The organism is Oryzomicrobium terrae, assembly GCF_008274805.1.
In the GTDB taxonomy this organism is placed as follows: Bacteria; Pseudomonadota; Gammaproteobacteria; order Burkholderiales; family Rhodocyclaceae; genus Oryzomicrobium; species Oryzomicrobium terrae.
On record NZ_CP022579.1, the window covers coordinates 2,691,056 to 2,713,674 of the forward strand.

The window sequence follows — 22,619 nt, forward strand, 5'->3', positions numbered from 1 at the left end:
CTGTCATGAGTGGTGCATTCACCAAATCCATGGCGCGAAATATCTTCTACGGGGGAACGGTTTTCTTCTTCCTGTTATTTCTCGCGCTTTCGTTCGACACCCACCAGGCATTGCCCAAACGCGACCACCGGGCGGAAATCACGCCCCAGGTCGTCCACGGCAAGAAGCTGGTGGAGGTCAACAACTGCATCGGCTGCCACACCCTGATGGGCGAAGGTGCCTACTTCGCTCCCGAACTGGGCAACGCCATCACCCGGCTGGGGGGCCGCGAAGGCATCAAGGGCTTTATCAAGAGCCGTCCGGTGGAAGGCATCCCCGGCCGCCGCTCGATGCCCCAGTTCAACTTCTCCGACGACGACCTGGAAGCCATTGCCGCCTATCTTGAGCACATCAACAAGATCGACGACGCCAACTGGCCGCCCAACATCCAGGGTTGATTCCGACCTCAACCCCGAACCCATCAGGAGGGAAAACAATGCCATTCCAATCCCAAGGGGTCGCCAAGTACTACTTCATGGCGGCCATCGCCCTGTTCGCCGGACAGATCCTGTTCGGCCTGATCATGGGCCTGCAATACGTCTGGGGGGATTTCCTCTTCCCCGCCATTCCGTTCAACGTGGCCCGCATGGTCCACACCAACCTGCTCATCGTCTGGCTGCTGTTCGGCTTCATGGGGGGCGCCTACTACCTGATTCCTGAGGAATCGGAGACCGAGCTGTTCAGTCCCAAGCTGGCCATGCTGCTGTTCTGGGTGTTCCTCGTCGCCGGCGCGCTGACCATCGTCGGCTACCTGGCCGTGCCCTACGCCACCCTGGCCAAGTACACCGGTAACGACCTGCTCGAAACCATGGGCCGGGAGTTCCTGGAGCAGCCGCTGATCACCAAGGTGGGCATCGTCATCGTCGCCCTGGGCTTCCTCTTCAACATCAGCATGACCGTGTTGAAGGGCCGCAAAACCGCCATCTCGACGGTGCTGCTGCTCGGCCTGTGGGGCTTGGCCGTGTTCTTCCTGTTCTCCTTCTACAACCCGTCCAACCCGGTCGAAGACAAGTTCTTCTGGTGGTGGACCGTGCACCTCTGGGTTGAAGGCGTGTGGGAACTGATCCTTGGCTCCCTGCTCGCCTTCGTGCTGATCAAGGTCACCGGCGTGGACCGGGAAGTGATCGAGAAGTGGCTGTACGTGATCATCACCCTGACCCTGGTCACCGGCGTGATCGGTACCGGTCACCACTACTTCTGGATCGGTACCCCGGAATACTGGCAGTGGTGGGGTTCCATCTTCTCCGCCCTGGAGCCGATTCCCTTCTTCGCCATGACCGTATTCGCCTTCAACATGGTGAACCGCCGCCGCCGCGAGCACCCCAACCGGGCCGCCACCCTGTGGGCCCTGGGCACCGGTGTGATGGCCTTCCTCGGCGCCGGCGTGTGGGGCTTCCTGCACACCCTGGCCCCGGTGAACTACTACACCCACGGCACCCAGATCACCGCCGCCCACGGCCACATGGCCTTCTACGGCGCCTACGCCATGGTCGTGCTGTGCATGATCAGCTACGCCATGCCGATCATGCGTGGCCGCGCCGCCAACTCGAACAAGGCCCAGGTTCTGGAGATGTGGAGCTTCTGGCTGATGACCATCGCCATGGTCTTCATCACCCTGTTCCTCACCGCCGCCGGCATCCTCCAGGTGTGGCTGCAGCGTGTCTCCGACACCCCGCTGCCGTTCATGGTGGTGCAGGACAAGGTGGCCCTGTTCTACTGGATGCGCGAATGGACCGGCGTGGTCTTCCTGATCGGCCTGGTGCTCTACATCCTGAGCTTCTTCGTCAAGGGCGAAAGCAGCGCCAAGGCGGCCTGATCCGCCACTGCCCATCGATCCCAACCACCCGTCCCGCAGCCGGCCAGGGGCTCCATCCCCCCGGCCGGCTCCGGACTTGCAAGCGCCCCCGACGGGGCGCTTTTTTTCTTTCGATCAAGGAATTGGCGCGGCGATGCTCCTATCGTCCTCATCATGAACAGCGAATCCCTCACCCTGCCCGCGCCGTCCGCCCCATCGCCTGCCGAGGCACCGGTCGAACCTTCCCGCCACCTGGCCGGCGACCTGGCCATCTGGGTCTTCATCTGCGCCGAACTGCTGGCTTTTGCCGTGTTCTTCGTCGCCTACGGCGTGGCTCGTGCCCGACATGTGGACCTGTTCAACGCCGGTCAGCTGACCCTGGACCGCAACGCCGGGGCGATCAACACCGTGCTGCTCATCACCGGCAGCTGGTTCGTGGTCCAGGCCGTAGCGCGGCTGCGCGCTGGTAACGCCCGGGCCAGCGCCACCCGGCTGCTGTTCGCCCTGGCCTGCGGCGGCGGCTTCCTGGTGGTGAAGGTGTTCGAGTACAAGGCCAAGTTCGCCGCGGGGATCTCCCTGTCCACCGACACCTTCTACATGTTCTACATTTCATTGACCTTCTTCCACCTGATGCACGTGCTGCTCGGCATGGTCATCCTGATCCTGCTGTGGAACAGCCTGCGCCGCGGCCCCGGGCCCACCACCCTGTCCAGCCTGGAAAGCGGTGCGGCCTACTGGCACATGGTGGATCTGGTCTGGATCATCCTCTTCCCCCTGGTCTACGTGCTGCGATGAACACTCCCTCCCCCAGCGCTGCCGCCACGCCGGCCGCCCCGTCCCTGGCCGCCGCCCATGGCGTCTACGTGTTCCTGCTCGCCGCTACCGGCCTCACCTGGTTCCTCGGCGAGACCGGTGCTGCCGGCCCGGCGGTGATGGCGGTACTGATGGGCGCCGCCCTGCTCAAGGGCCTGGCCGTGGCCGGCGAGTTCATGGAACTGCGCCACGCGCCGCGCCTGTGGCAGGCGGTGGTGGCCGGCTGGCTGATCTTCGTCACCGGCTGCCTGGCCGCCGCTTACCTGGCCTGACCCTTCCCGCCCGACGCCCACTTTTTCCGCGAGGCTTCCCATGAACGCCCCCCTGCCCTCCCAGGCCACCGCCGAGCTGCCCTTCTACGCGCCGGCCGGCAACGAGATCACCCTGTTCGAGCACGCCTTCAAGAACCGCCTGCCGCTCCTCATCAAGGGTCCCACCGGCTGCGGCAAGACCCGCTTCGTCGCCCACATGGCGGCCCGCCTGGGCCTGCCGCTGCACACCGTGGCCTGCCACGACGACCTGACCGCCGCCGACCTGGTGGGCCGCCACCTGATCGAGGGCGGCGGCACCGTGTGGTGCGACGGCCCCCTGACCCGGGCGGTGCGTCACGGCGGCCTGTGCTACCTGGACGAGGTGGTGGAGGCGCGCAAGGACACCACGGTGGTGCTGCACCCCCTGGCCGACGACCGGCGCATCCTGCCCATCGACCGCACCGGCGAGGTCCTGGAGGCGCCGGACGACTTCATGCTGGTGGTGTCCTACAACCCGGGCTACCAGAACCTGATGAAGAGCCTCAAGCCCTCCACCCGGCAGCGCTTCGTCGCCCTGACCTTCGACTTCCCCGCCGCCGAGCGGGAGGAAGCAATCCTGGTGGGCGAGGCCGACATCGACCGGGACCTGGCGCGCCGCCTGGTGGGCATCGGCCGCGCCTTCCGCGCCCTCAAGGACCGGGACCTGGAGGAAGTGGCCAGCACCCGCTTGCTGGTCTATGCCGCCACCCTGATCCACGCCGGCCTGGAGCCCCTGGCGGCCTGCCGCGCGGCGCTGGTGGAGCCCCTCTCCGACGACGCGGAAACCGTGGAGGCGCTGATGGAAATCGTCGCTGCCACGTTCGGCCGCTAAGCCGCCCCTCTCCTTTTTGGCCACCGCCATGCCCGCCCCGTCCCCGGACCCGGCCCGCCGTAACGATGCGGAGGGCGCTCCCGTCGCCCCAGTCCCCGGGCTGCGCCTGGCTGTCCTCGCCGAAGCCCTCTTCCTCGCCAACCTGCTGGTGGCGCCGGGACTGGCCTTCGCGGTGCTGGCGGCACTGTGGTGGCGCCACCGCCACAGCGCGCCACCGCTGGCCCGCCAGCACCTTAAGCAGGCGGTGGCGGTGAGCTTCTGGGGCGGTGCCCTGCTGGTGGCCTTTTCCGCCCTGTTCATCCATGCCGGCGGGCTGACCTGGGCCTGGACCTGGGTGGCGGTGATCCTCTACTTCACCTGCATCCACTCCACCCTGGTGCTGTTCGGCATGTTCGGCTTGTCCCGGGCCATGGCCGGGCAACCCTACCGCTATCCCCTGATCGGCCCGTCGCTGTCATGAAAGACCGCCGCCAGACCCTGCGCGCCCTCACCCAAATGGGCTTCTTCGCCCTGTTCGTGGTGACGCCCCTGTTCGACCTGTTCCGCTACGACCTGACCGCCAACCACGCCTGGTTCCTCACCCTGCCCTGGCACCTGGGCATGGACGACCTGCTGGCCGGCCGGGTCAGCGCGGTGGAAGCCGGCGGACGCATCGTCCTCTTTCTCTTCGCGCCGCTCCTGCTCCTCGCCGCCGCGGTGATCTTCGTCGCCTGGAAGTGGGGCCGTCTCTACTGCGGCTGGCTGTGCCCGCACTTTTCGGTGGTGGAGACCATCAACCGGCTGATGCTGCGCGCCACCGGCAAGCACAGCGTGTGGGACCGCCAGCCGGTGCCGCCCTGGCAGCCCGACGGCAGCCCGACCCAGCGGGACGCCCGCTGGTGGCTCATCACCGTGCCGGTGGCGGTGGGCTTCGCCTTCACCTGGGCGGTGGTCTTCCTCACCTACCTGATGCCGCCGTTCCAGGTCTATGGCGGCCTGCTCGGCGCCGCGGGCTTGGGCGGCGGTGCCCTCAACCATTACGAGTGGATCTTTCTTGCCGCCGCCACCACGGTGATCAGCCTTGAATTCCTCTTCGCCCGCCACCTCTTCTGCCGCTACGCCTGCGCCGTGGGCATCTTCCAGAGCCTGGCCTGGATGGGCAACAAGAATGCCCTGGTGGTGGGTTTCGACCGCAGCCGCCTGGCCGATTGCGCCAGTTGCCAGGGCGGCAGCAAGGGCAGCCACGGCAGCGCCTGCGACGCGGTCTGCCCGATGCGCCTCAAGCCGCGCAACCTCAAGCGCTGGATGTTCGCCTGCACCCAGTGCAGCCAGTGCCTCTCCGCCTGCGCCACCACCAACCGGGACAATCCTCGGGGGCCGCTCTTGACCTGGGTCCAGGGCGAGGCGGCGCGGCAGAACGAGGCCGGCTTCAGCGCCCGGGACGGGGCCTGGGACGGCAGCCGCGACCACGCGGCGGCCCGGCGCCAGGACGAAAGGAACTGACATGGAAGAATGGGTCGGCGGCCTCTGGCACCGCTTCATCACCCGTCGCGCCGGCGGCCACTACCCGGAAGCGGCGGTGGCCCTGGGCGAAGTGGACAAGACCCTGGGCATCCTCTTTCGCGCCTTTGGCGGCGATGGCGGACTGACAGTCAGCGCCGCCGCCCTGGAGACCCACGGCGCCCGCCGCACTTGGCTGAAGCGCCTAGCCGGCAGCGGCGAGCGCACCGCCCCGGCCCGGCGCGACGGCGAAGCCCTGCGCCTGCCGCCGGAGATCGCCTGCTTTCCGGTACGCGAGCACAACCGGGACCTCTACCTCTGGCTCGCCGGCCTGGCCGCCAGCCCCCATACCGAGGATTTTTCCCAACCCTGGATCGTGCGCAACCAGCGCGCCGCCGTGGACACCCTGGCCCGCTACCCGGGCCTGCGCCCACGCTACGCGGCCCTGGTGGCGGCCTGCCTGGCCGAGCGCATCGCCCCGGAAGCACTGCCCCCGGACGAGGCCGCCCAGGAGGCGGCCCTGCGTCGAGCCCTGACCACCCCAGGCACGGTGGACGGTCTGCCGCCCCTGACCTCACGGCAGAGCCGCCCGCCCCAACCGGTGCCCCTGTGGCTGGGCTGGCCCGGCGACACTCCGGACGACGGCAGCCGCCCCCCCGGTGCCCCTACCGGCGACGCCCTGCCGCCGGAAGGCGGCGGCGGCCACGGCAAGGCGGACGACGGCAAGCGCCGCCACAAGGCCGAGCGGGAGGAGGCGCCGGACAACGAGGACGCGCTGATGCTGTGCTTTCGCGCCGAAAGCCTGCTCTCCTGGGCCGAGTACGTGAAGGTGAACCGCCCCACCGACGACGAGCCCGATCCCCAGGCGGCGCAAGCCGCCAACGACATGGAGCAGCTTTCTGTCGCCCAGGACGGCCAGACCACCGCCGGCCGGGTGCGCTTCGACCTGGACCTGCCCTCCGCCGCCGAGGACGACGCCCCCCTGGGCCCGGGCATCCCCCTGCCCGAGTGGGACTACCGCAAGAACGCCCTGCTGCCCGGCCACGTGCGCCTGCAACCCCTGCTTGCCGCCAACGCCGCCCCGGCACCCCTGCCCGAGGCCCTGGTGCGTCCGGCCAAGAAGCTGCGCCAGCAGTTCGCCGCCCTGGCGCCGCAGCGGCGCTGGCTCAAGCAGCAGCCCGACGGCCCGGAGCTGGATCTGGATGCCTGCGTGCGCTGGCAGGCCGACCGCCGTGCCGGCCATACGGGCAGCGGCCGCGACGGCCTGTACCTGGCCCAGGTGCCGCAAGCCCGGGAGTTGGCCTGCCTGTTGCTGGCCGACCTGTCCCTGTCCACCGATGCCTGGGTGAGTGATCACCAACGCATCGTGGACGTGATCCGCGACGGGCTGATGCTGTTCGCCGAGGCGCTGGCCGGCAGCGGCGACGCCTTCGGTATCTACGGCTTCTCATCGCTGAAGCGCGGCAACGTGCGCTTTCACGTGCTCAAGGACTTCGCCGAACCCTACGGCGACATTCCCCGCGGCCGCCTGCAGGCGATCAAGCCCGGCTACTACACGCGCATGGGCGCCGCCATCCGCCAGTCGGCCAACATCCTGGCCGAGCGGCGCGAGAAGCAGCGCCTGCTGCTGATCATCACCGACGGCAAGCCCAACGACCTGGACGTCTACGATTCCCGCTACGGGCTGGAGGACACCCGGGCGGCGGTGTTCGAGGCCAAGCGCCTGGGCCTGCAGCCCTTCTGCGTGACGGTGGACCGGGAAGGGGCCGATTACCTGCCCCATTTGTTCGGCCCGGCGGGCTATACGGTAATACGCAATCCTGACGACTTGCCCCGGCGCTTGCCCCTGTTGTACGCTCAGCTCACCCGCCAGCCCTAGGATGCGTTGCTGATATGGCCTCCATCCCATCGCTGGCTTCGGTCTTTGACGACCCCACGCCCGACGATTACGACCCGACCGCCTTGGACGCCACCACCCTCAACATCCCCGCCCTGCTCTCGCGCATCCCGCTCTTCAACGGCCTGGCCGAACCCGAAATCAGCCGCATCGCCAAGGGCACCCGGGAAATGGCCGTGCCCCGCGGCGAGATCCTGTTCCACCCGGGCGATCCCTGCCTGGGCATTTTCCTGGTGGTGTACGGTCAGGTGAAGCTGTCGGTGGTGTCGCCCCAGGGCAGCGAGAAGGTGGTGGAGATCATCGGCCAGGGCCAGACCTTCGGCGAGGCGGTGATGTTCCTGGAAAAGCCCTACCCGGTGCTGGCCCAGACCCTGGCCGACTCGACCCTGCTGCACATCTCCCGCCAGGTGATTTTCGACGAACTGGAGCGCGATCCGACCCTGGGGCGCAAGATGCTGGCCGGCCTGTCGATGCGCCTGCACCGCTTCGTCGCCGACGTGGAGAGCTATTCCCTGCACACCGGCCGCGAGCGGGTGATCGGCTACCTGCTGCAAAAGGCGCCGCCCAACGACAGCAAGGCCACCACCGTGACCCTGTCGGTGAGCAAGGGCATCATCGCCTCCCGGCTCAACCTGACCCAAGAACATTTTTCGCGCATCCTGCATGACCTTTCCAGCCGGGAACTGATCAAGGTCGAAGGCCGTCGTATCCAGATTCCGGACATCGAGCAGCTGCGCCACTTCGAGGGCTGAGCCCGCCGGGCCGCCCCGCTTTCGATGCGCCTACCCCCTGCTGAAACGCCGCGCCAGTCGGGCATCTCCGGGCAGGCATCGCCAAGATCAAGGCAGGGCGCGGCGTTTCAAGGCCCCTCGCTGAAGATCACCTATTGGCGCGGGGTTTGAGCCACCACTCGGACAACGACAGCGTTCGCCATGGCCACCGAAACCGAACTCAAACTCGCCCTGGCCCCCGCCGCCATTCCGGCACTGCTCGCCCACCCGTTGCTGGCCGCCGCTCCGCCGCGCCTGACCCGGCTGGCCAACACCTATTACGACACTCCGGATCTGGCCCTGCTGGCGCGCCGCTTCGCCATTCGCCTGCGCCGCGACGGACGTCGCCGTCTGGTCACCGTCAAGGGCGAGGCCCGGGCCCCGGGCGGCTTGTCGCGTCGCGCCGAGTGGGAAACGGAAGTGCCGGGCGACGCCCTGTCCTTCGACCACGTGGATGCGCCGGAGCTGCGTAGCGAGCTGACTGCCCTGCTGCCGACGCTCACCCCCGTGTTCAGTACCGATTTCCGCCGCCACACTTGGCGGGTGCAGCGGGGCGTGAGCACCATCGAGGTGGCCTTCGACCGGGGTCGCATCGAGGCCGTGCCCGCCGGCCGCGATCCCGGCCAGGCCGTGCGCGAAGCGATCTGCGAAGTGGAACTGGAACTGCTCGAAGGCCAGGACGACGACCTGCTTGCCCTGGCCGAGGCTCTGGCTGCCACCCTGCCGCTGCTGGCGGCCCCGGCCAGCAAGGCGGAACGGGGCTACCGCCTGTACCGCCAGGAACGCCCCGGCCCAGTCAAGCTGCGCAATGGCTCCACCTTCTTACCGGCCAGCGCGCAAGACGCGTTTTGCGACTACGCCTTCGCCTGCCTGGAAAACTTCAACCGCAACGTGGCCGGCTTTCTTGCCGCCATGGCGGCGCCCGGTGCCACCCGCAACCCGCCCGCCCCGGAATTCATCCACCAAGCCCGGGTCGCCCTGCGCCGGCTACGCTCAGCCCTGGAACTGTTCGCCGCTGCCCTGCCCGACGATTATGTGGCCCGCTGGCAATCCTCCCTCGCCGACCTGGCCGACGCCCTCAGCCCGGCCCGGGACTGGCAAGTGCTGGCCCACGACACCTGGCCTCAATTCCGCGCCCTCCTGCCGCCACGCCAGGCGACAGCGCTGGCCCGACGCCTGGCCGCACAGGAACGTCAGGCCCTAGCCACCGTCCGGGCAACCCTGGCGGATCCGGCCACGACCCGGCTGACCCTGGGCTTGCTGCGCACCACCCTGACTCTGGCCGCACTGGGTAACAACACACCGCGGCCCCTCCCCTTGCCCCACCTCGCCCGACGCGTCATCCGCCGGGCGGTCAAACAGGTGGAGCGCCGCGTGGCTCGCCTCAACCACGATCTGGCGGGTGCAAACAGCCCCAATCCGGAAGCCTATGCCCGGGATTGGCACCGCCTGCGCATCGCCATCAAACGTCTGCGCTACGGCCTCGACGTGCTTCGCCCCCTGCTTCGCGACAAGGACGTGCAGTGCTGGATCGATCACTTGCTTCCGTTGCAAGACGCCTTGGGGGCGCTCAACGACAGCGCCGTCGGCATCACCCGCCTGCGCGCCCTGAGCGACACGCCCAACGATCCCCTCACCGCCCCGGCCATCGCCTGGCTCGACGGCCGCACCACGGGCCTGCACCAGACGCTGCCGCACGTGCTCGGCCGCCTGTCCGGCCTCACCGCGCCGCGCTTGAAGAAATCCTCGCCCTGAACCGACTTTAATATCCAGGTAACGCGCCATGACCACCCTTGCGCCCTCGTCACACCACTCAATCGACAACAGCGCCAGCACGCGCGAGGGAACCAAGATGGATCTACTGCTCTGGCGCCACGCCGAAGCCGAAGACGGCCCGATCGACCTGAAACGCCGCCTCACCCCCCGCGGTGAAAAACAGGCCGATGCCATGGCTAAATGGATCCGCGCTCATGCCCCGAAAGGCCTGCGCATCCTTGCCAGTCCGGCGGTACGCACCCAACAGACCGCCGCCGCACTAGGCCTACCCTTCGAAACCCTCAACGCCCTCAAACCCAACGCCAACGTCGCCGACGTACTAGCCGCCTGCGGCTGGCCCGATGGCAGCACCTACGGTAATGCAGTGCTGGTGGTGGGGCACCAACCCACCCTAGGACAAGTCGCCGCCTTGCTGCTGGGGGGGCATGAGGCGGAGTGGAGCATCAAGAAGGGGGCGGTGTGGTGGCTGACGAAGCGGGTACGCCACAGAGAGGCACAATCCTTGCTCAAGGCCGTGATGGGGCCTGAGTTTACGCACTATTAACCCTCTCTCCCAGATCCGGTTTTTTTGAAAACGCCTAATTACATCGTACTCACAAGACAATCATGCCATTCGGCGTCAGAAGTTTTATTTCCAATCGCTACTTAATAACCCAGCTTATTCGCCGTGAAATTCTATTGAAATACCGAGGCTCGCTGCTTGGTATCTCCTGGTCCTTTCTGCACCCCTTACTCGTTCTTGGTGCCTATGTCATAGCACTTGGCCCACTCATCAGCGATCGCTGGGGATTGAATGGCTCCCACTGGGACACAGTCCTATTCGTCTATTGCGGTCTTAGCGTCTTCTCGCCGTTCGCTGAGGTAATTGCAGCCTCTCCGCGATTGCTCCAGAACCATCAAAGCTATGTCAAGAAAATTATTTTCCCGACAGAAGTCCTATCAGTAGTCACCACGTGTAGCGCAGTGATCCACGGCCTCGTTAGTCTATTCATTCTCACAGTTCTTGCCTGCGCTAACGGACACTGGCATCCGGCACTGCTCGCACTCCCGCTGCTCCTCCTACCAGCCTGGCTTTTTATCTTGGGCATCAGTTGGCTGCTATGCACAGCTGGAGCCTTTATTCGAGATGTTTCCCATGCAATGCCAGTAATCACCCAGCTGGCCCTATTCTTGTCTCCAGTTTTTTACCCCACCAGCGCCATGCCGAAAGCACTGCAGGTACTTCAAAGCTACAACCCTCTGGCCGTGGCCATGGAACAAACGAGGGGAACAGTACTCCGCCACAGCCTGCCTAGCCTTGAATCGTGGAGCCTGATGCTGCTTATCGGCAGTTTTATCATGGCTCTTGGCCTAGCCAGTTTTAATTCCGCTAAGGAGGACTTTGCGGATGTCCTCTGATCCAATCATCAGCATCAAGAAGATTAGTAAAAAATTCCCAATTTTCACCCATCCACTACACGCTTTGATCTACCGCATCTCCGGGGGGTTGGCAGGAAAAGGTAAAACTTTCGCGGCACTCACCGACATCTCACTAGATATTCAGCGTGGAGAAACTTTCGGCATTATTGGTCACAACGGCTCTGGGAAAAGCACTTTGTTGCAGTTGATCTGCAATATCAGGCGTCCCACTTCTGGCACAATTCAGACTAATGGACGAGTTGGAGCTTTGCTCGAACTCGGCGCAGGTTTTCATCCTGAACTAACAGGTCGTGAAAATGTATTCATCCTCGGCGCCATCTATGGATTCAACCAGCAGCAAATGCAGGAAAAGTTCGATGAAATCAATCGCTTTGCAGACATTGGAGATTTTATTGATCAACCGATCAAGCGGTACTCAAGCGGGATGTACGTTCGATTAGCCTTTGCCGCCGCAGTTTGCATAGAACCCGATATTCTCGTCATCGACGAAGCGCTTGCAGTTGGCGACATCCGCTTCCAGAAAAAGTGTTTTCAATTTATTCAGGAACGAAAAAAAACCGGCCTCACTGTTATTCTTGTCTCCCACGACTTGGAACAAATCCGCTTACTCTGCGATCGTGTTTTATTGCTTTCTCATGGCCGCATCGATTACGTAGGCCCCCCCCAGACAGCAATAAGAACCTACCGTAACAAGGTTTCTTGCTCATTAAAAGAAATCAGCACCGAAGCAACGCGCTTATCCGCCAGCTGGTTAAAAAACATTAAGATTAGCGACACATCAGGAAATCAACGCACCGAATTTTCAACAGGTGAAAACATTCAAATTAAAGCAACCCTCGTTCCGCAAAAAAAACTTGAGCACTGCAATTTTTCACTCCAACTCAGAACAGTTGAGGGAGCCAAAGTCTATTCTTGGGGAACCTTCAATCAAGACATGGGGATTTGGGCCAATAAAGTGACTGCATCAACCACCTGGGATCGATGCTTCCCAGCACAGAACCCGGTCACAATCAATTTCGACTTGAAGGGGCTACTTGGCCCCGGAAAGTACGAAGTGCAAGTCATAGTCAGCCAGGAGGAAGTTCGCGGTTTTGGTGCCCAAGAAATTTTATTCTGGATCGAAGAAGCAGCATTTTTCACTGTAAGCCCCCGGGGAGAGCACTACCATTTCGGGGGAATCTGCGATCTTCAGGCCAGCGCCTTTGTGACTGCATCATGAATTTCCCCGCTTCCTACTGGACATCACCTCTGCAACTCGCCGCCTACGGATCACCGATCATCAAGGATGTGGCCCAGCGAATCTTAACTTTCGCCGGACCAGGTAAACATCTGGTCATTGGAGGGGGCGTAGGCCCATTGCTGGCTGAGTTGCACGCAGCGGGTATCGATGCCTGGGGCATTGAGGAGTTGCGATATCCAACAACAGAAGAAAACCGCGTCATCCGCACCCGTCTAACACAATTATTTACTACTGGGCTGCCTTATGAGGCAAATAGCTTTGACTACATCTTTTGTTTAAATGTCTTCGAATTTTTATCTACTGATATTATTGCCCAAACATTTCGCGAGCTCCATCGCGTTTGTCGGCACGGTGCTTATCTTGAGCTGCATACTCGGCAAAACCGTGCTTCAGAAAGAAAGACTATTCAGGGTAGAGAATGGTGGGAAGACCAATCATTTCGGGCAGGATTTCGCAAACACCCGACTTACTACCGCGTGGTTGCCTACGGTGAACTAGATACCTACCCAAACCAGATAGTCATACCTCTAGCCAAAATTCGGCACGATGTATTCGCCCGCCACCCGATTGACGTTCTGCTTAAAAACCGGACTCTGCACATGGACATGAGCAGAGAAACAGGCCCTCGCTCTGATGCCCACATGGTTCGCTACGAACTGGCAGCCGAATGGATACGCCCTGGAGATCGAGTAGTGGATTGCGCCTGTGGTCTTGGATATGGCACGGCGCAACTAGCCGCCAGATCGACTGGCCGCCACTTTATTGGAGTGGACTTGGATGCAACCGCAATTGCCTATGCCAAAGACAATTTTGGCGATTATTTTAATATCGACTTTGTCTGCGCCAGCGCAACCGAGCTCGGTTTCATAGAAAGTAGCTCTATTGATTGTTTAGTATCGTTTGAGACCTTGGAACACCTACCAGACTATAGTAAATTTCTCGCGGAAGTAGACCGAGTTCTAAAACCCGATGGTAGATTTATCGCTAGCGTCCCAAACTTGTGGATGGATCATACGGGCAAGGACCCGAATCCGAATCATCATCACGTCTTCGATTACCAAAAACTCAAGCTGGCGGCAGAAGCCCATAATCTTGAGATTGAAGTCAGATACCATCAAACAGCCCCCGGAGGCTTCAAGCTTCTTGATGCGAAACGCACCCTAGAGCGCAAGCCTCTTGATATCATCGATGAAGATCCGGAATGGCTAGTTATCGTTGCCTCATCAAACAAGGCAATTAAGAATACACAGGGAATATCTTATTGCCACCCGATCTACACCACAGGCCATACAAAGCCACTCCTTTTAGTCGATTTCGCCAAGTATTATCAAAACCCTTGGCTATACAGACAACTCATCCAAATAGGTGAACGTTGCGCAAATAAGGACACACTAGGATCCCGGATTGATTGGGCTCTGCATACGTGCCCGAAAGATAGTGCGGATTACGGAGCAGCCCTAACAGTGCTTGGCTATACGTTACAGACTGAGAACCAGAGCCAAACCATAGGCAAGTTTGATATTTTCGCCGCACAGGTTGATGAATATTATAGTCAAACCATTAAGACTACCAATCCACACGTTCGGCGCTGGCGTATTTCTTTAGCATACTGTGCTGCGACCTGGAGCATGTCTTTGGGAGAACATAATGCTTCCTTGGCTTGGCTAGACCGCATTCACCAGGAAAATGCACTTGAATTTAGCCCATTGATTGGGACAAAAATTGTCAGCGCATGGTTTCTCAAAGGCGTCATTCATCTTTCACATGGGAAAACAGAAGAGGCATTTGCCGATTTCCGCTCTGGAACAACTGAAACCAAACGTCTCCTTTCCGCGCTTGATCAGCGCACATGGGGAGAAGAGGACAGTACTTTTCCCTTTGTGTTTCACGAGATAGCAGAGATTTCGCTCTGGGGAAAGCGCTGCGCGCTAGCCGTACAATGGTCTGCAATTTTTTTACACAGTCCAGGTAAATTTTGGGAAATTACCATGACAGAGAAGTTTGACAATTCAACTCATCCTGTGTCCTTTTCCCCCTCTACCGCACTCCCCCGCGGGAGTGAAACCATATGGGTAGAGACAAGCATGCTTGCGCGCAAGGTTAACTATTACCTCGATCGACTGTTTGGTTTGCGAATCGTCCGTTCGCGAGTTCTGTCCCGCATTATTCCTCACCAAGATTAAATGCCTGCTGCCCGCATCCTCCCTGATATCACCCTAATCGCGACATTTCATAATGAAGGGCGACTGGCCTACACTACACTTAAAAGTTTGGAAAGATGCAGAGCCAACGCCGAGCTACACGGGCTTTTTGTTGAAGCTATCTACATTTGCGACAATGTGGATGAGACAACTTTCAAGTTTATCAAAGAATTCGCGCGCAACACCGATAACGAAAAAATAGAGAGAGTCCGCTTTGGAGACCTGTCTTGTTCTCGAAACCGGGGAATTAGCATAGCCCGTGGCAGGTACATTGCAATTTGTGATGGCGATGACCTTTATTCAGAAAACTGGTTAGCAGCTTCCTATTTTTTCTGTGAATCAAGCAGCGCTCAAATGCTAGTTCATCCGGCAATCACAATATCATTTGGAGCGCTGCAGGGGTATACCCATACGATTGACCAGCTATCAAACCAATTCGATGCTGACAATTTACTCATGACAAATTTCTGGTGCTCTTGTGTTTTTGGTCTAAAGCAACATTTCATTGCCTACCCTTATCGGCAAATGCGTTCCGACGGCAAATCCTCAGGATTTGGCTACGAAGATTGGCACTGGAACTGCGAAACAGTGGCAGCTGGGCTGATCCACCGCCCCACTCCAGAGACCGCACTCTTCTATCGACGCAAAGCTGGCAGCTCGCTCAATGCGTTGCAACAGCAAGAGAATGCAACGATTCCCCCAACAACATTTTTTGCGTGAACTTGGTAAACGTAGTGTACGAATTGATCTTCATGATTTATCGGTTTATCTCACGCCATTTCCTGAACCGACTCCCTCCTCCGCTTCGAACCAGACTAGTCACATTCATCTACCGTGCTGCACGCAAACTCTTCCCAGAAAAAATTCGCAGCAACTCTAATGCTCTTGATAACCTCAATCTAAAAATTAGGCCTCGCGGCTCGCAGCTGCCTACATGGGCCATCGAGGAAATGAGCCGCCTCGCTCCGCTTGAGCCACTTCTTTACCCTCCCCAACCTTGGTTGGTTGGTAGCGCTTGCTGGGACACCCCGGACTATTCTTTACCGGGGGCGCTGTACCGCCAGCACTTGAAACCATTGCTAAAAACCAAGATTTCGCATCTAGTATTTGTACCTTGGCTAAAACATGGCGGCGCAGACCTCGGTGCTTTACACTGGATTGAGGCCCTTGCCGGCCTGAGTGAGACTCAATCGGTGCTTGTCGTGGCAACGGAGAATTCTGACTCACCATGGCAAAGTCGCCTTCCTTCCCATGTGCAATTCATTGATGCCGGGATGAAACTGGCCCAGCTTTCTCCTCGAGAAACCAGTCACGTCCTTGCTCGCTTCATCATTCAAGCCCAGCCAGATACAGCCCATATCATCAACTCCCAGCAAGGGTGGGAGTGTATTCGCCGATTTGGACAAGCGATTAGGGTCAGGACGCGGCTCTATGCATCAGTCTATTGCGATGACTATGATATGACTTTGGTCCCTAGGGGTTATGGTCGCACGGCCCTTCCACTAGCGTGGCAACACCTCGCAGGAATATTTTCCGACAATGGAGAATACCCACGCCTCCTCCAAAGCGACCTAGGCATCCCTTCCTCACTTTTCCACACAGTTTACTTTCCAGCCCCTGAAGAACGAAATTTCTTCTGGGCTTCACATACTAATAAAATCCTATGGGCAAGTCGTTTGGTTGCACAAAAGCGACCTGATCTGCTAATAGATATTGCGCAGAACGCCCCCAATTTATTTTTCTACATTTTCGGCTCCGCCGAAAGTTGTGATTACGCTATTTTAAAAAGGCTCAAACGGCAAAAAAATATAAAGCTACTCGGCCAATACGAAAATTTTGCCACCATTGCCTCCGAAGGTTTTTTAGCATTTCTCTATACTGCCGCCTGGGATGGGCTACCCAATGTTCTACTCGAAGCCGCCAGTGCAGGATTGCCAATCATTGCTCCTGCAATTGGTGGAATTGGTGATTTTATCAATCAAGAAACAGGCCACCTTGTGCACGAACACAATCGCCCCGAATCTTACATTAAAGCTATCAATACCATTGCTACTGACAAACAAGGAACCATGGCAAAAATCCTTGCAGCACAAGCCGTCCTTGACTTGCGTCATTCAACCACCGCATTTCGCTCCTCTGCCATGCTTGCCCTTGATCTTGCCTCACATTAACAGGGTACTTAATGTGACCACTCAACCTGCACCAAAAATATCTATTGCACTTTGTACATATAATGGCAAGGATCACGTTGAAGCATTCCTTAAAAGCCTTATTGAACAAAAACGCCAGCCTGATGAATTGATAATTTGTGACGACAACTCTACAGATACAACTCCTGATCTCATTCGACACTTCGCCTCTATAAGCTCATTCCCCATACGGACTTATTTTCATGCCAATAGGCTTGGTGTCCAGCAAAATTTTGACTTTGCGATTCGCCATTGCCAAGGTCAAATCATCATGCTGGCCGATCAAGATGATTATTGGCAACCGAGCAAAATCGAGTTATTAGAAACCACCTTTCTAGAAAAACAAGCCGTTGCCGTTTTCTCTGATGCGGAAGTCGTAGATAAGGAATTGCGCCCGCTCGGTTATGGGATGTGGGAGACGTGCAATTTCAGGGCTTCCGAGCAAGCTGCTTTACTACAAAACAATGATGGCACAGAGTGCCTGCTTCGCCATTATATTGTCACTGGAGCAACACTTGCATTCAAGCGTAGCCTAGTCGACGTAATCTCCCCAATTCCGAAGAACTGGCCTCACGACGCCTGGATAGCCTTACTTGCCACTGGCTACGGCCCAATCACTTTTAGAAAAGAAAAACTAATTCTCTATCGCCAGCACGGCAATAATATTGTAGGCGGCTTAAAAAAATCACTATGGAAAGATATAAAAAAAGGACTGCACATTAAAAGAACGGATATTTATTCAGAGGAAATAGACCGACTGCAAAAATTGATTACTCGGGCCCGGGATAAAAGATTAAAACCAAGCTTTATCTTTCACGCTGAAGAAAAATTAAAATTCTATATTCGACGAAAAGCACTACCATCAAATCGACTTTCCCGATTAGCACCGATTTTTCGCGATTTTCACGGAGGTTATTACAAACGCTTTACTCGCAACATAGGCAGCTTATTTATCGATCTTCTACAGCCTTAAGGTGCCTAACTAATTCGCGGAAAACCGTAGATCATCAACATACGAAATTTCTGAGGCAATATCCTAAAGACCGAAAAATAATCTACCAGCGTGCAACTTCGTTTGCATTGGGTCTCTACCCTAAAGCGTGCCAACCATCTCCGCTCTCTCCACAATGCTTTGAAGCAAGCAAGATAAATATCTCTCCAAATCTTATAGCGGCAGGTAAGTAAGCTCACGCCCCCCCCCTCCAAACAAAGCATCAGCAGATGAATCGGTAACAGGAAGAAAAAACTCACTCCCGGTGAGCAAGCTAGTAGGGCAAAAGTTTTATTCCGCTCCGTCAGTCGTCGTCTCTCCACACGTGTGTGCAACTCCCCTGCCGTAGCTTTGCCCCCTCCTAGGGAATACCCCACTCGATGGAGAAATCCAGAACCAGGTGCTATCCGAACAGGGTATCCAGCCAGTCGGGCTCGACAACACAAATAGGTATCTTCAGCCAACGCATGAAATGACTCAGGAAACCCACCTAGTTCATGCCAAAGTTCTTTATTGATCCAAAAACAAGCACCAATCACTACAGCCACATCCCCTTTTCGCCAATGCTGGTTAGGGACAGCATTAAGAAAAAGGTCCAAATCACTCCCACAGTCAATTAAGCCCCCCCCCCCGTAAGCATACTGTGGTAGCCCCAAAATTGCCTGCTTACCGAGGCTTTCTGCGTAGGCCAGCAAGGTTTGCAATGCCCCCTGCAAAAGTACGGCGTCATTATTCAAGAGTAGGACATACCGTCCGCGTGCAGCTGCAACCATACGATTGTTAGCCACACAGAAACCGACATTATTCTTACTGACAATAACTTGCACATTGGGAAAGACTTCATGCAGTAGATTTAGGGATCCATCAGTAGAACAATCATCATGAACGATTATTTCAACTGAAAAATCACCTACTTGTCGGACAATGGAGTCAAGGCACTCAAAAAGGATTTCTTCACCATTAAAATTGGCAATACAAACACTAATCAAGATCTTGTCACTAACCATTTACATCGACTCTTCTTTTCAACTCAACAGCGATCATGCGGCTTGGACTAGGTAGCGACGTCCCTTCAGCCTTGCCAGAAAATTTATCCAATGACGCTATAAAATTGTTAACTACAGCCCGTTCAAAGCAGCAAATTACTGCTGTGCTACCGATGCCTTCAGAACGCTCAGTCACTGTACGCATTACTAATGTCGGAATCCCTAAATAAGAAAGCTCTTCCTGATTCCCACCTCCGTCTGTAATGACAAAATCAGCCCTACTCACTAGCCCAATAAACTCAAAGTATCCCATCCGCGCGACCAAGGAAATATTTGGATTAAGCCGAAGTCGCGACATCAATCGACGCTTTTCCAATATCCGTTGTGTTGATGGGTGAAGCACAAAAACAACATGTCGCTGTCTAGATACCTCTTCAATTAATTCCAAAATGACAGAAAATCGCTTTTTATTGAAAATATTCTCGGTCCGATGCACAGAAGCAACGGCATAGTTATCTATCCTGCCCCCTTCCCCCGCTTTGATACTTTCCAGTGCTATAGCCAGAGAATCAACAAGGGTATTACGTCCTGTATTAACAACAAACGAACGGCTTGTGGCAAGGTTGGCTACGGCCCAAGAACCAGGACAAAAAGCAATGTCCGACATCTTAGCTACCACCCTCCGGATTATTTCCTCCGGGAATGGGTCAAAAATTCTTTTTGAGCACAAACCAGCTTCTACGTGAACGATTGACAGACCAAACAATCGACCAACCAACGCTCCGAGCAAGGTTGACGCGGTATCTCCATGAATCAAGAGATAGCCTACACCTGCAGCATTTCTTGCAAAAACATCCCTGCTTCGAATGAAAATTTTAAAAAAACAAATAAAAAACCAGAAGATCATCTGCCCAACTCCAGCCACCTCTTTCCCATCATAGATAATGACTGGAGCAGTTTTAATCCCAAACTGCCTAATAAGAAGCCCCATTGTTTCTTGATGCTGGCCTGTCAAGATCATTCGAAATGGAACGTGCATTGATTCCAGCTCAAGCAAGACAGGGGCCATCTTAATTAGCTGCGCCCGCGTACCAAGAATACAATTAATTTCCAAAAGCCCCCCCCACAATCAAGAATCGCTATCTCGGTACATCAATGCTGTTATCTGCTCTGAAACAAGGCCAACAAGAAAAACCATCAAAGCAGCCAAAAGAAGAAGTGCTGACATATTGGTAAAGCGACCGACTGAAAAATATGAATAAATATAATTACCCACACCAGCAATCGCCAAGCCCGCACTAACAGGAAAAAAAATCTTTAGCGGCGAATAAAGAACACCAACCTTAAAAATAATAAGTAAAAAACGAACACCATCACGCCAAATATTAATATGACTATGGCCTTTTCGCTGCATGGCCATTATCGGACGATAGGAAACGCCATAGCCAGCACGAAAAAAACTCATGGTTATGGTTGTCGGGTAAGAAAATCCGTTAGGTAATATATATGCAAACTTCATGAATTTATCGCGACGTACAGCACGAAAACCTGAAGTCAAATCTTTAACTCTTGCCCCAACCATCCAACTGGCAAACCAATTAAAAATCATGTTCGCCACACCTCTGTGCACTCCAGCATGAGTTGAAAACACTCTCGCACCAACAACCATGTCATAACCTTCACCAATCCCATCGAGCAACTTAAAAATATCCTCTGGAGAATGCTGATTATCCGCATCCATAAAAACGACTATTTCTCCATTTGCATTTCTAGCACCGGTTTTTATTGCCGCGCCATTCCCTCTGGCCTTGGGATGTGAAATGCAAACAACAGCATTATGAGAGCACACCTCTTGCGTGTCATCATTTGAGCCGTCGTTGACCACCAAAACCTCTGCATCGGGAAACAAATCCTTCAGTTTAGGCAGTAACTCTCTTAATCCTTCGCTCTCATTGCGAGCAGGCAATACAATACTCAGTTTCATTGCAAATCCACTTGCTTTACTCTCATCTCATAGCCGTTTAGCTGATTACGCTTCATCACATCGCTATCAGCCTGCCACTTTAAATTACTAATTTCTTTTTTAACCGATTCATAATCACCAACCCCAAGCAAAAGCTCTATTTTTCTACGATGCAGCTCCCAACTATCCGGCTCAAGCACTAAGCCATCTTGGATAGCGGACAAAGCCTCCTTCGTATTATTTTTTCTCAGAAACAAGTAATCGGCATACCATGTCAAAACAATAGCTCTTTGCTCGCTAACAAGGTATGGGTTTCTTAAAAACGAAGAAAAAAGCTCTTCCACGCGGCGATCACCCAAACACCCCCCCCCTAACATTACATTGTCTACTATTCCCTGAAAAACCTTCATACTTGACGGAAGAACCTTTTCATTGGAAAGAATTCGCAGAGTATCGAAAAACCCCTCCCCCTTTCCGTTCCCCCTCGCGCATTCCAAATTAAGCAACCCAACGCTCGCCGGTAAGCTTTCTGAATTTAACTCTTTTGCTTTATTAAAATAAAAAATAGCCTCACCTAATGCAAAGTCACTATTCTTTTGCAACCCTATATCCAACATTTTTATTGCATAATCAATATTTGCACGCTCCGACTCCGGATGAAATGCCACCTCTAAAGCGCTTCTTCTAAATTCATTTGAATTTTGCTGTGTGCGCATATAGGTTGAAAAAATTAACCACATCGAGCCAGCAGCCGTCAGGCATAAAACTAACGTCCGTACTGTTGAATGCGCACCCTCGGCATATAAAACTGTAGCCACAGAGATTGCCAAGAGCGGCCCGACCAAGGCCACATAATTTCGGTGCTCGTGCATTAACTCTAAAGGTAGAACAGTCGATTCTAGGCTATGCGCCAGCAGGAACCAAAGAACAGCAAAAGTCAGCCATCGATTCTTAACCTTTAGAATAACAATCAGAATCCCGAACCAACCTAAAAGCGCTAAGAGTGTAGTCGGAGGTTCTAGAAGCCCACGAGACACAACCACATCATCATGCTGAAGACCATAAGCCTGAAATACAGGAAAAAATATTAGCTTTAGATATGCGAACAGCACTCTACTTTCAGTAAGCAAACGTTCCACAGGCGAGAAGTTTCGGTACGCATAGCCAGAGAAAATTTTTTCTGCATAGCCAATAGTAACCATGGCTAATAACATCACTAAACCCAGCACCAACACTAAAAAATAGCGGCGCATCTTTGCATTCTGAATGCGCCCCCCCATATAGAGCGCCACAAAGACAAAAGCGAGAAAGCCTGTTTCTTTACTAAGAACCGCCAGAGGAAAACTTAATAGCGCAAGAGCCAACCACAGCCACCTATTATTTCCAGCGCTATTTTTATATCGCAACAGAGCAAAACATCCAAAAAAAATAAACAAGGTGGCCAGCTGAGTCATTCTCTGCACCACCAGATAAATTAAGTTTCCATTAATCGGATGCATCAACCACAGACTTGCAAGCAGCCACGCAGCCCACCCAACCCCACTTTCACTCAACCCACTCCGCTCTTCAGAAATAAACTCTTTTGCCAAAAAAAACAGAATTAAGCCATTTAATAAATGAAGAAAAATATTTACTAACTTAAAAGCCCCGGGGTGCAATCCAAAAAAATAATAATTAGTGGCAAACGTCAAATTGCTGACAGGTCGACCTATTGGCCCTGAAGAAAATCCATAAGCGGCCTCACGAATCTGATCAATACTATAGCCTTTCAACTGAATTGTTTTATTATCTACAATATTTGGATAATCATCAAAAACAAAATCCCCTTGTGCTGCAGGCCAATAAATCCATGCACAAAGCAGCATACTCCCAAGCAGGGAGGCAATTAATTTAATATTTCTGACCAAGCTAAGCATCCTCTGCATGAGAAAAAAGAAAA

General features: G+C 55.9%; 21 protein-coding genes. 17 read left to right on the forward strand and 4 right to left on the reverse strand.

Annotated features, from left to right (window positions below; translation table 11 throughout):
• Positions 1-5: 5 nt before the first annotated feature.
• From OTERR_RS12155 to OTERR_RS12235, 17 genes are all read left to right on the forward strand, one after another.
• Entirely contained in the window at positions 6-437 is a 432-nt protein-coding gene (locus OTERR_RS12155; protein WP_054621272.1) for a c-type cytochrome, read from the forward strand.
• A gap of 38 nt (positions 438-475) precedes the next feature.
• Positions 476-1,855: a cbb3-type cytochrome c oxidase subunit I gene (locus OTERR_RS12160; RefSeq protein WP_054621273.1), complete on the forward strand. Its 1,380-nt coding sequence runs from the start codon at positions 476-478 to the stop codon at positions 1,853-1,855.
• A 153-nt stretch (positions 1,856-2,008) separates the two neighbouring features.
• Positions 2,009-2,629, forward strand: a complete 621-nt coding sequence (locus tag OTERR_RS12165; protein WP_149425918.1) for a cytochrome c oxidase subunit 3 family protein — start codon at positions 2,009-2,011, stop codon at positions 2,627-2,629.
• Positions 2,626-2,919 (forward strand): cytochrome C oxidase subunit IV family protein, encoded by a 294-nt coding sequence (locus OTERR_RS12170; protein WP_149425919.1) that lies wholly within the window; start codon positions 2,626-2,628, stop codon positions 2,917-2,919. Before OTERR_RS12165 ends, OTERR_RS12170 begins: the two co-directional genes overlap by 4 nt.
• A gap of 40 nt (positions 2,920-2,959) precedes the next feature.
• Positions 2,960-3,769 (forward strand): CbbQ/NirQ/NorQ/GpvN family protein, encoded by an 810-nt coding sequence (locus OTERR_RS12175; RefSeq protein ID WP_149425920.1) that lies wholly within the window; start codon positions 2,960-2,962, stop codon positions 3,767-3,769.
• 28 nt (positions 3,770-3,797) lie between these two features.
• Positions 3,798-4,229, forward strand: coding sequence for a magnetosome magnetite crystal formation protein family (locus OTERR_RS12180; protein ID WP_149425921.1), 432 nt, complete (start codon positions 3,798-3,800; stop codon positions 4,227-4,229).
• Complete coding sequence (locus OTERR_RS12185) at positions 4,226-5,251, forward strand: 4Fe-4S binding protein (RefSeq protein ID WP_149425922.1); 1,026 nt, start codon at positions 4,226-4,228, stop codon at positions 5,249-5,251. Before OTERR_RS12180 ends, OTERR_RS12185 begins: the two co-directional genes overlap by 4 nt.
• 1 nt (position 5,252) lies before the next feature.
• Positions 5,253-7,127 carry a nitric oxide reductase activation protein NorD gene (locus tag OTERR_RS12190; protein WP_149425923.1) on the forward strand — a complete coding sequence of 625 codons (1,875 nt, stop codon included), beginning with the start codon at positions 5,253-5,255 and terminating at the stop codon, positions 7,125-7,127.
• A 14-nt stretch (positions 7,128-7,141) separates the two neighbouring features.
• Complete coding sequence (locus tag OTERR_RS12195; RefSeq protein ID WP_082396953.1) at positions 7,142-7,897, forward strand: Crp/Fnr family transcriptional regulator; 756 nt, start codon at positions 7,142-7,144, stop codon at positions 7,895-7,897.
• A 180-nt stretch (positions 7,898-8,077) separates the two neighbouring features.
• Complete coding sequence (locus OTERR_RS12200) at positions 8,078-9,670, forward strand: CYTH and CHAD domain-containing protein (protein WP_149425924.1); 1,593 nt, start codon at positions 8,078-8,080, stop codon at positions 9,668-9,670.
• Between the two features lie 97 nt (positions 9,671-9,767).
• Positions 9,768-10,235 carry a SixA phosphatase family protein gene (locus OTERR_RS12205; RefSeq protein ID WP_149425925.1) on the forward strand — a complete coding sequence of 156 codons (468 nt, stop codon included), beginning with the start codon at positions 9,768-9,770 and terminating at the stop codon, positions 10,233-10,235.
• A gap of 62 nt (positions 10,236-10,297) precedes the next feature.
• Positions 10,298-11,089 carry an ABC transporter permease gene (locus tag OTERR_RS12210; protein ID WP_149425926.1) on the forward strand — a complete coding sequence of 264 codons (792 nt, stop codon included), beginning with the start codon at positions 10,298-10,300 and terminating at the stop codon, positions 11,087-11,089.
• Positions 11,079-12,329, forward strand: a complete 1,251-nt coding sequence (locus tag OTERR_RS12215) for an ABC transporter ATP-binding protein (RefSeq protein ID WP_149425927.1) — start codon at positions 11,079-11,081, stop codon at positions 12,327-12,329. The genes OTERR_RS12210 and OTERR_RS12215 overlap by 11 nt, the downstream gene beginning before the upstream one ends.
• Complete coding sequence (locus OTERR_RS12220; protein ID WP_149425928.1) at positions 12,326-14,533, forward strand: class I SAM-dependent methyltransferase; 2,208 nt, start codon at positions 12,326-12,328, stop codon at positions 14,531-14,533. Before OTERR_RS12215 ends, OTERR_RS12220 begins: the two co-directional genes overlap by 4 nt.
• Entirely contained in the window at positions 14,534-15,271 is a 738-nt protein-coding gene (locus OTERR_RS12225; RefSeq protein ID WP_149425929.1) for a glycosyltransferase, read from the forward strand.
• Positions 15,272-15,285: 14 nt separating this feature from the next.
• Positions 15,286-16,722, forward strand: a complete 1,437-nt coding sequence (locus tag OTERR_RS12230; RefSeq protein WP_149425930.1) for a glycosyltransferase family 4 protein — start codon at positions 15,286-15,288, stop codon at positions 16,720-16,722.
• 13 nt (positions 16,723-16,735) lie between these two features.
• Positions 16,736-17,713 (forward strand): glycosyltransferase family 2 protein, encoded by a 978-nt coding sequence (locus OTERR_RS12235; protein WP_187775234.1) that lies wholly within the window; start codon positions 16,736-16,738, stop codon positions 17,711-17,713.
• A 5-nt stretch (positions 17,714-17,718) separates the two neighbouring features.
• Here OTERR_RS12235 and OTERR_RS12240 read toward each other — a convergent pair whose 3' ends face one another.
• The 4 genes from OTERR_RS12240 to OTERR_RS12255 form a co-directional block, all read right to left on the reverse strand.
• Positions 17,719-18,738, reverse strand: coding sequence for a glycosyltransferase family 2 protein (locus OTERR_RS12240; RefSeq protein ID WP_149425932.1), 1,020 nt, complete (start codon positions 18,736-18,738; stop codon positions 17,719-17,721).
• The gene (locus OTERR_RS12245; protein ID WP_187775235.1) at positions 18,731-19,774 is read right to left on the reverse strand and encodes a UDP-N-acetylglucosamine 2-epimerase; all 1,044 of its coding nucleotides are present in this window, start codon (positions 19,772-19,774) and stop codon (positions 18,731-18,733) included. Before OTERR_RS12245 ends, OTERR_RS12240 begins: the two co-directional genes overlap by 8 nt.
• A 72-nt stretch (positions 19,775-19,846) precedes the next feature.
• Positions 19,847-20,701, reverse strand: a complete 855-nt coding sequence (locus tag OTERR_RS12250) for a glycosyltransferase family 2 protein (protein WP_149425934.1) — start codon at positions 20,699-20,701, stop codon at positions 19,847-19,849.
• Positions 20,698-22,596, reverse strand: coding sequence for a hypothetical protein (locus OTERR_RS12255; RefSeq protein WP_149425935.1), 1,899 nt, complete (start codon positions 22,594-22,596; stop codon positions 20,698-20,700). Before OTERR_RS12255 ends, OTERR_RS12250 begins: the two co-directional genes overlap by 4 nt.
• Positions 22,597-22,619 lie beyond the last annotated feature (23 nt).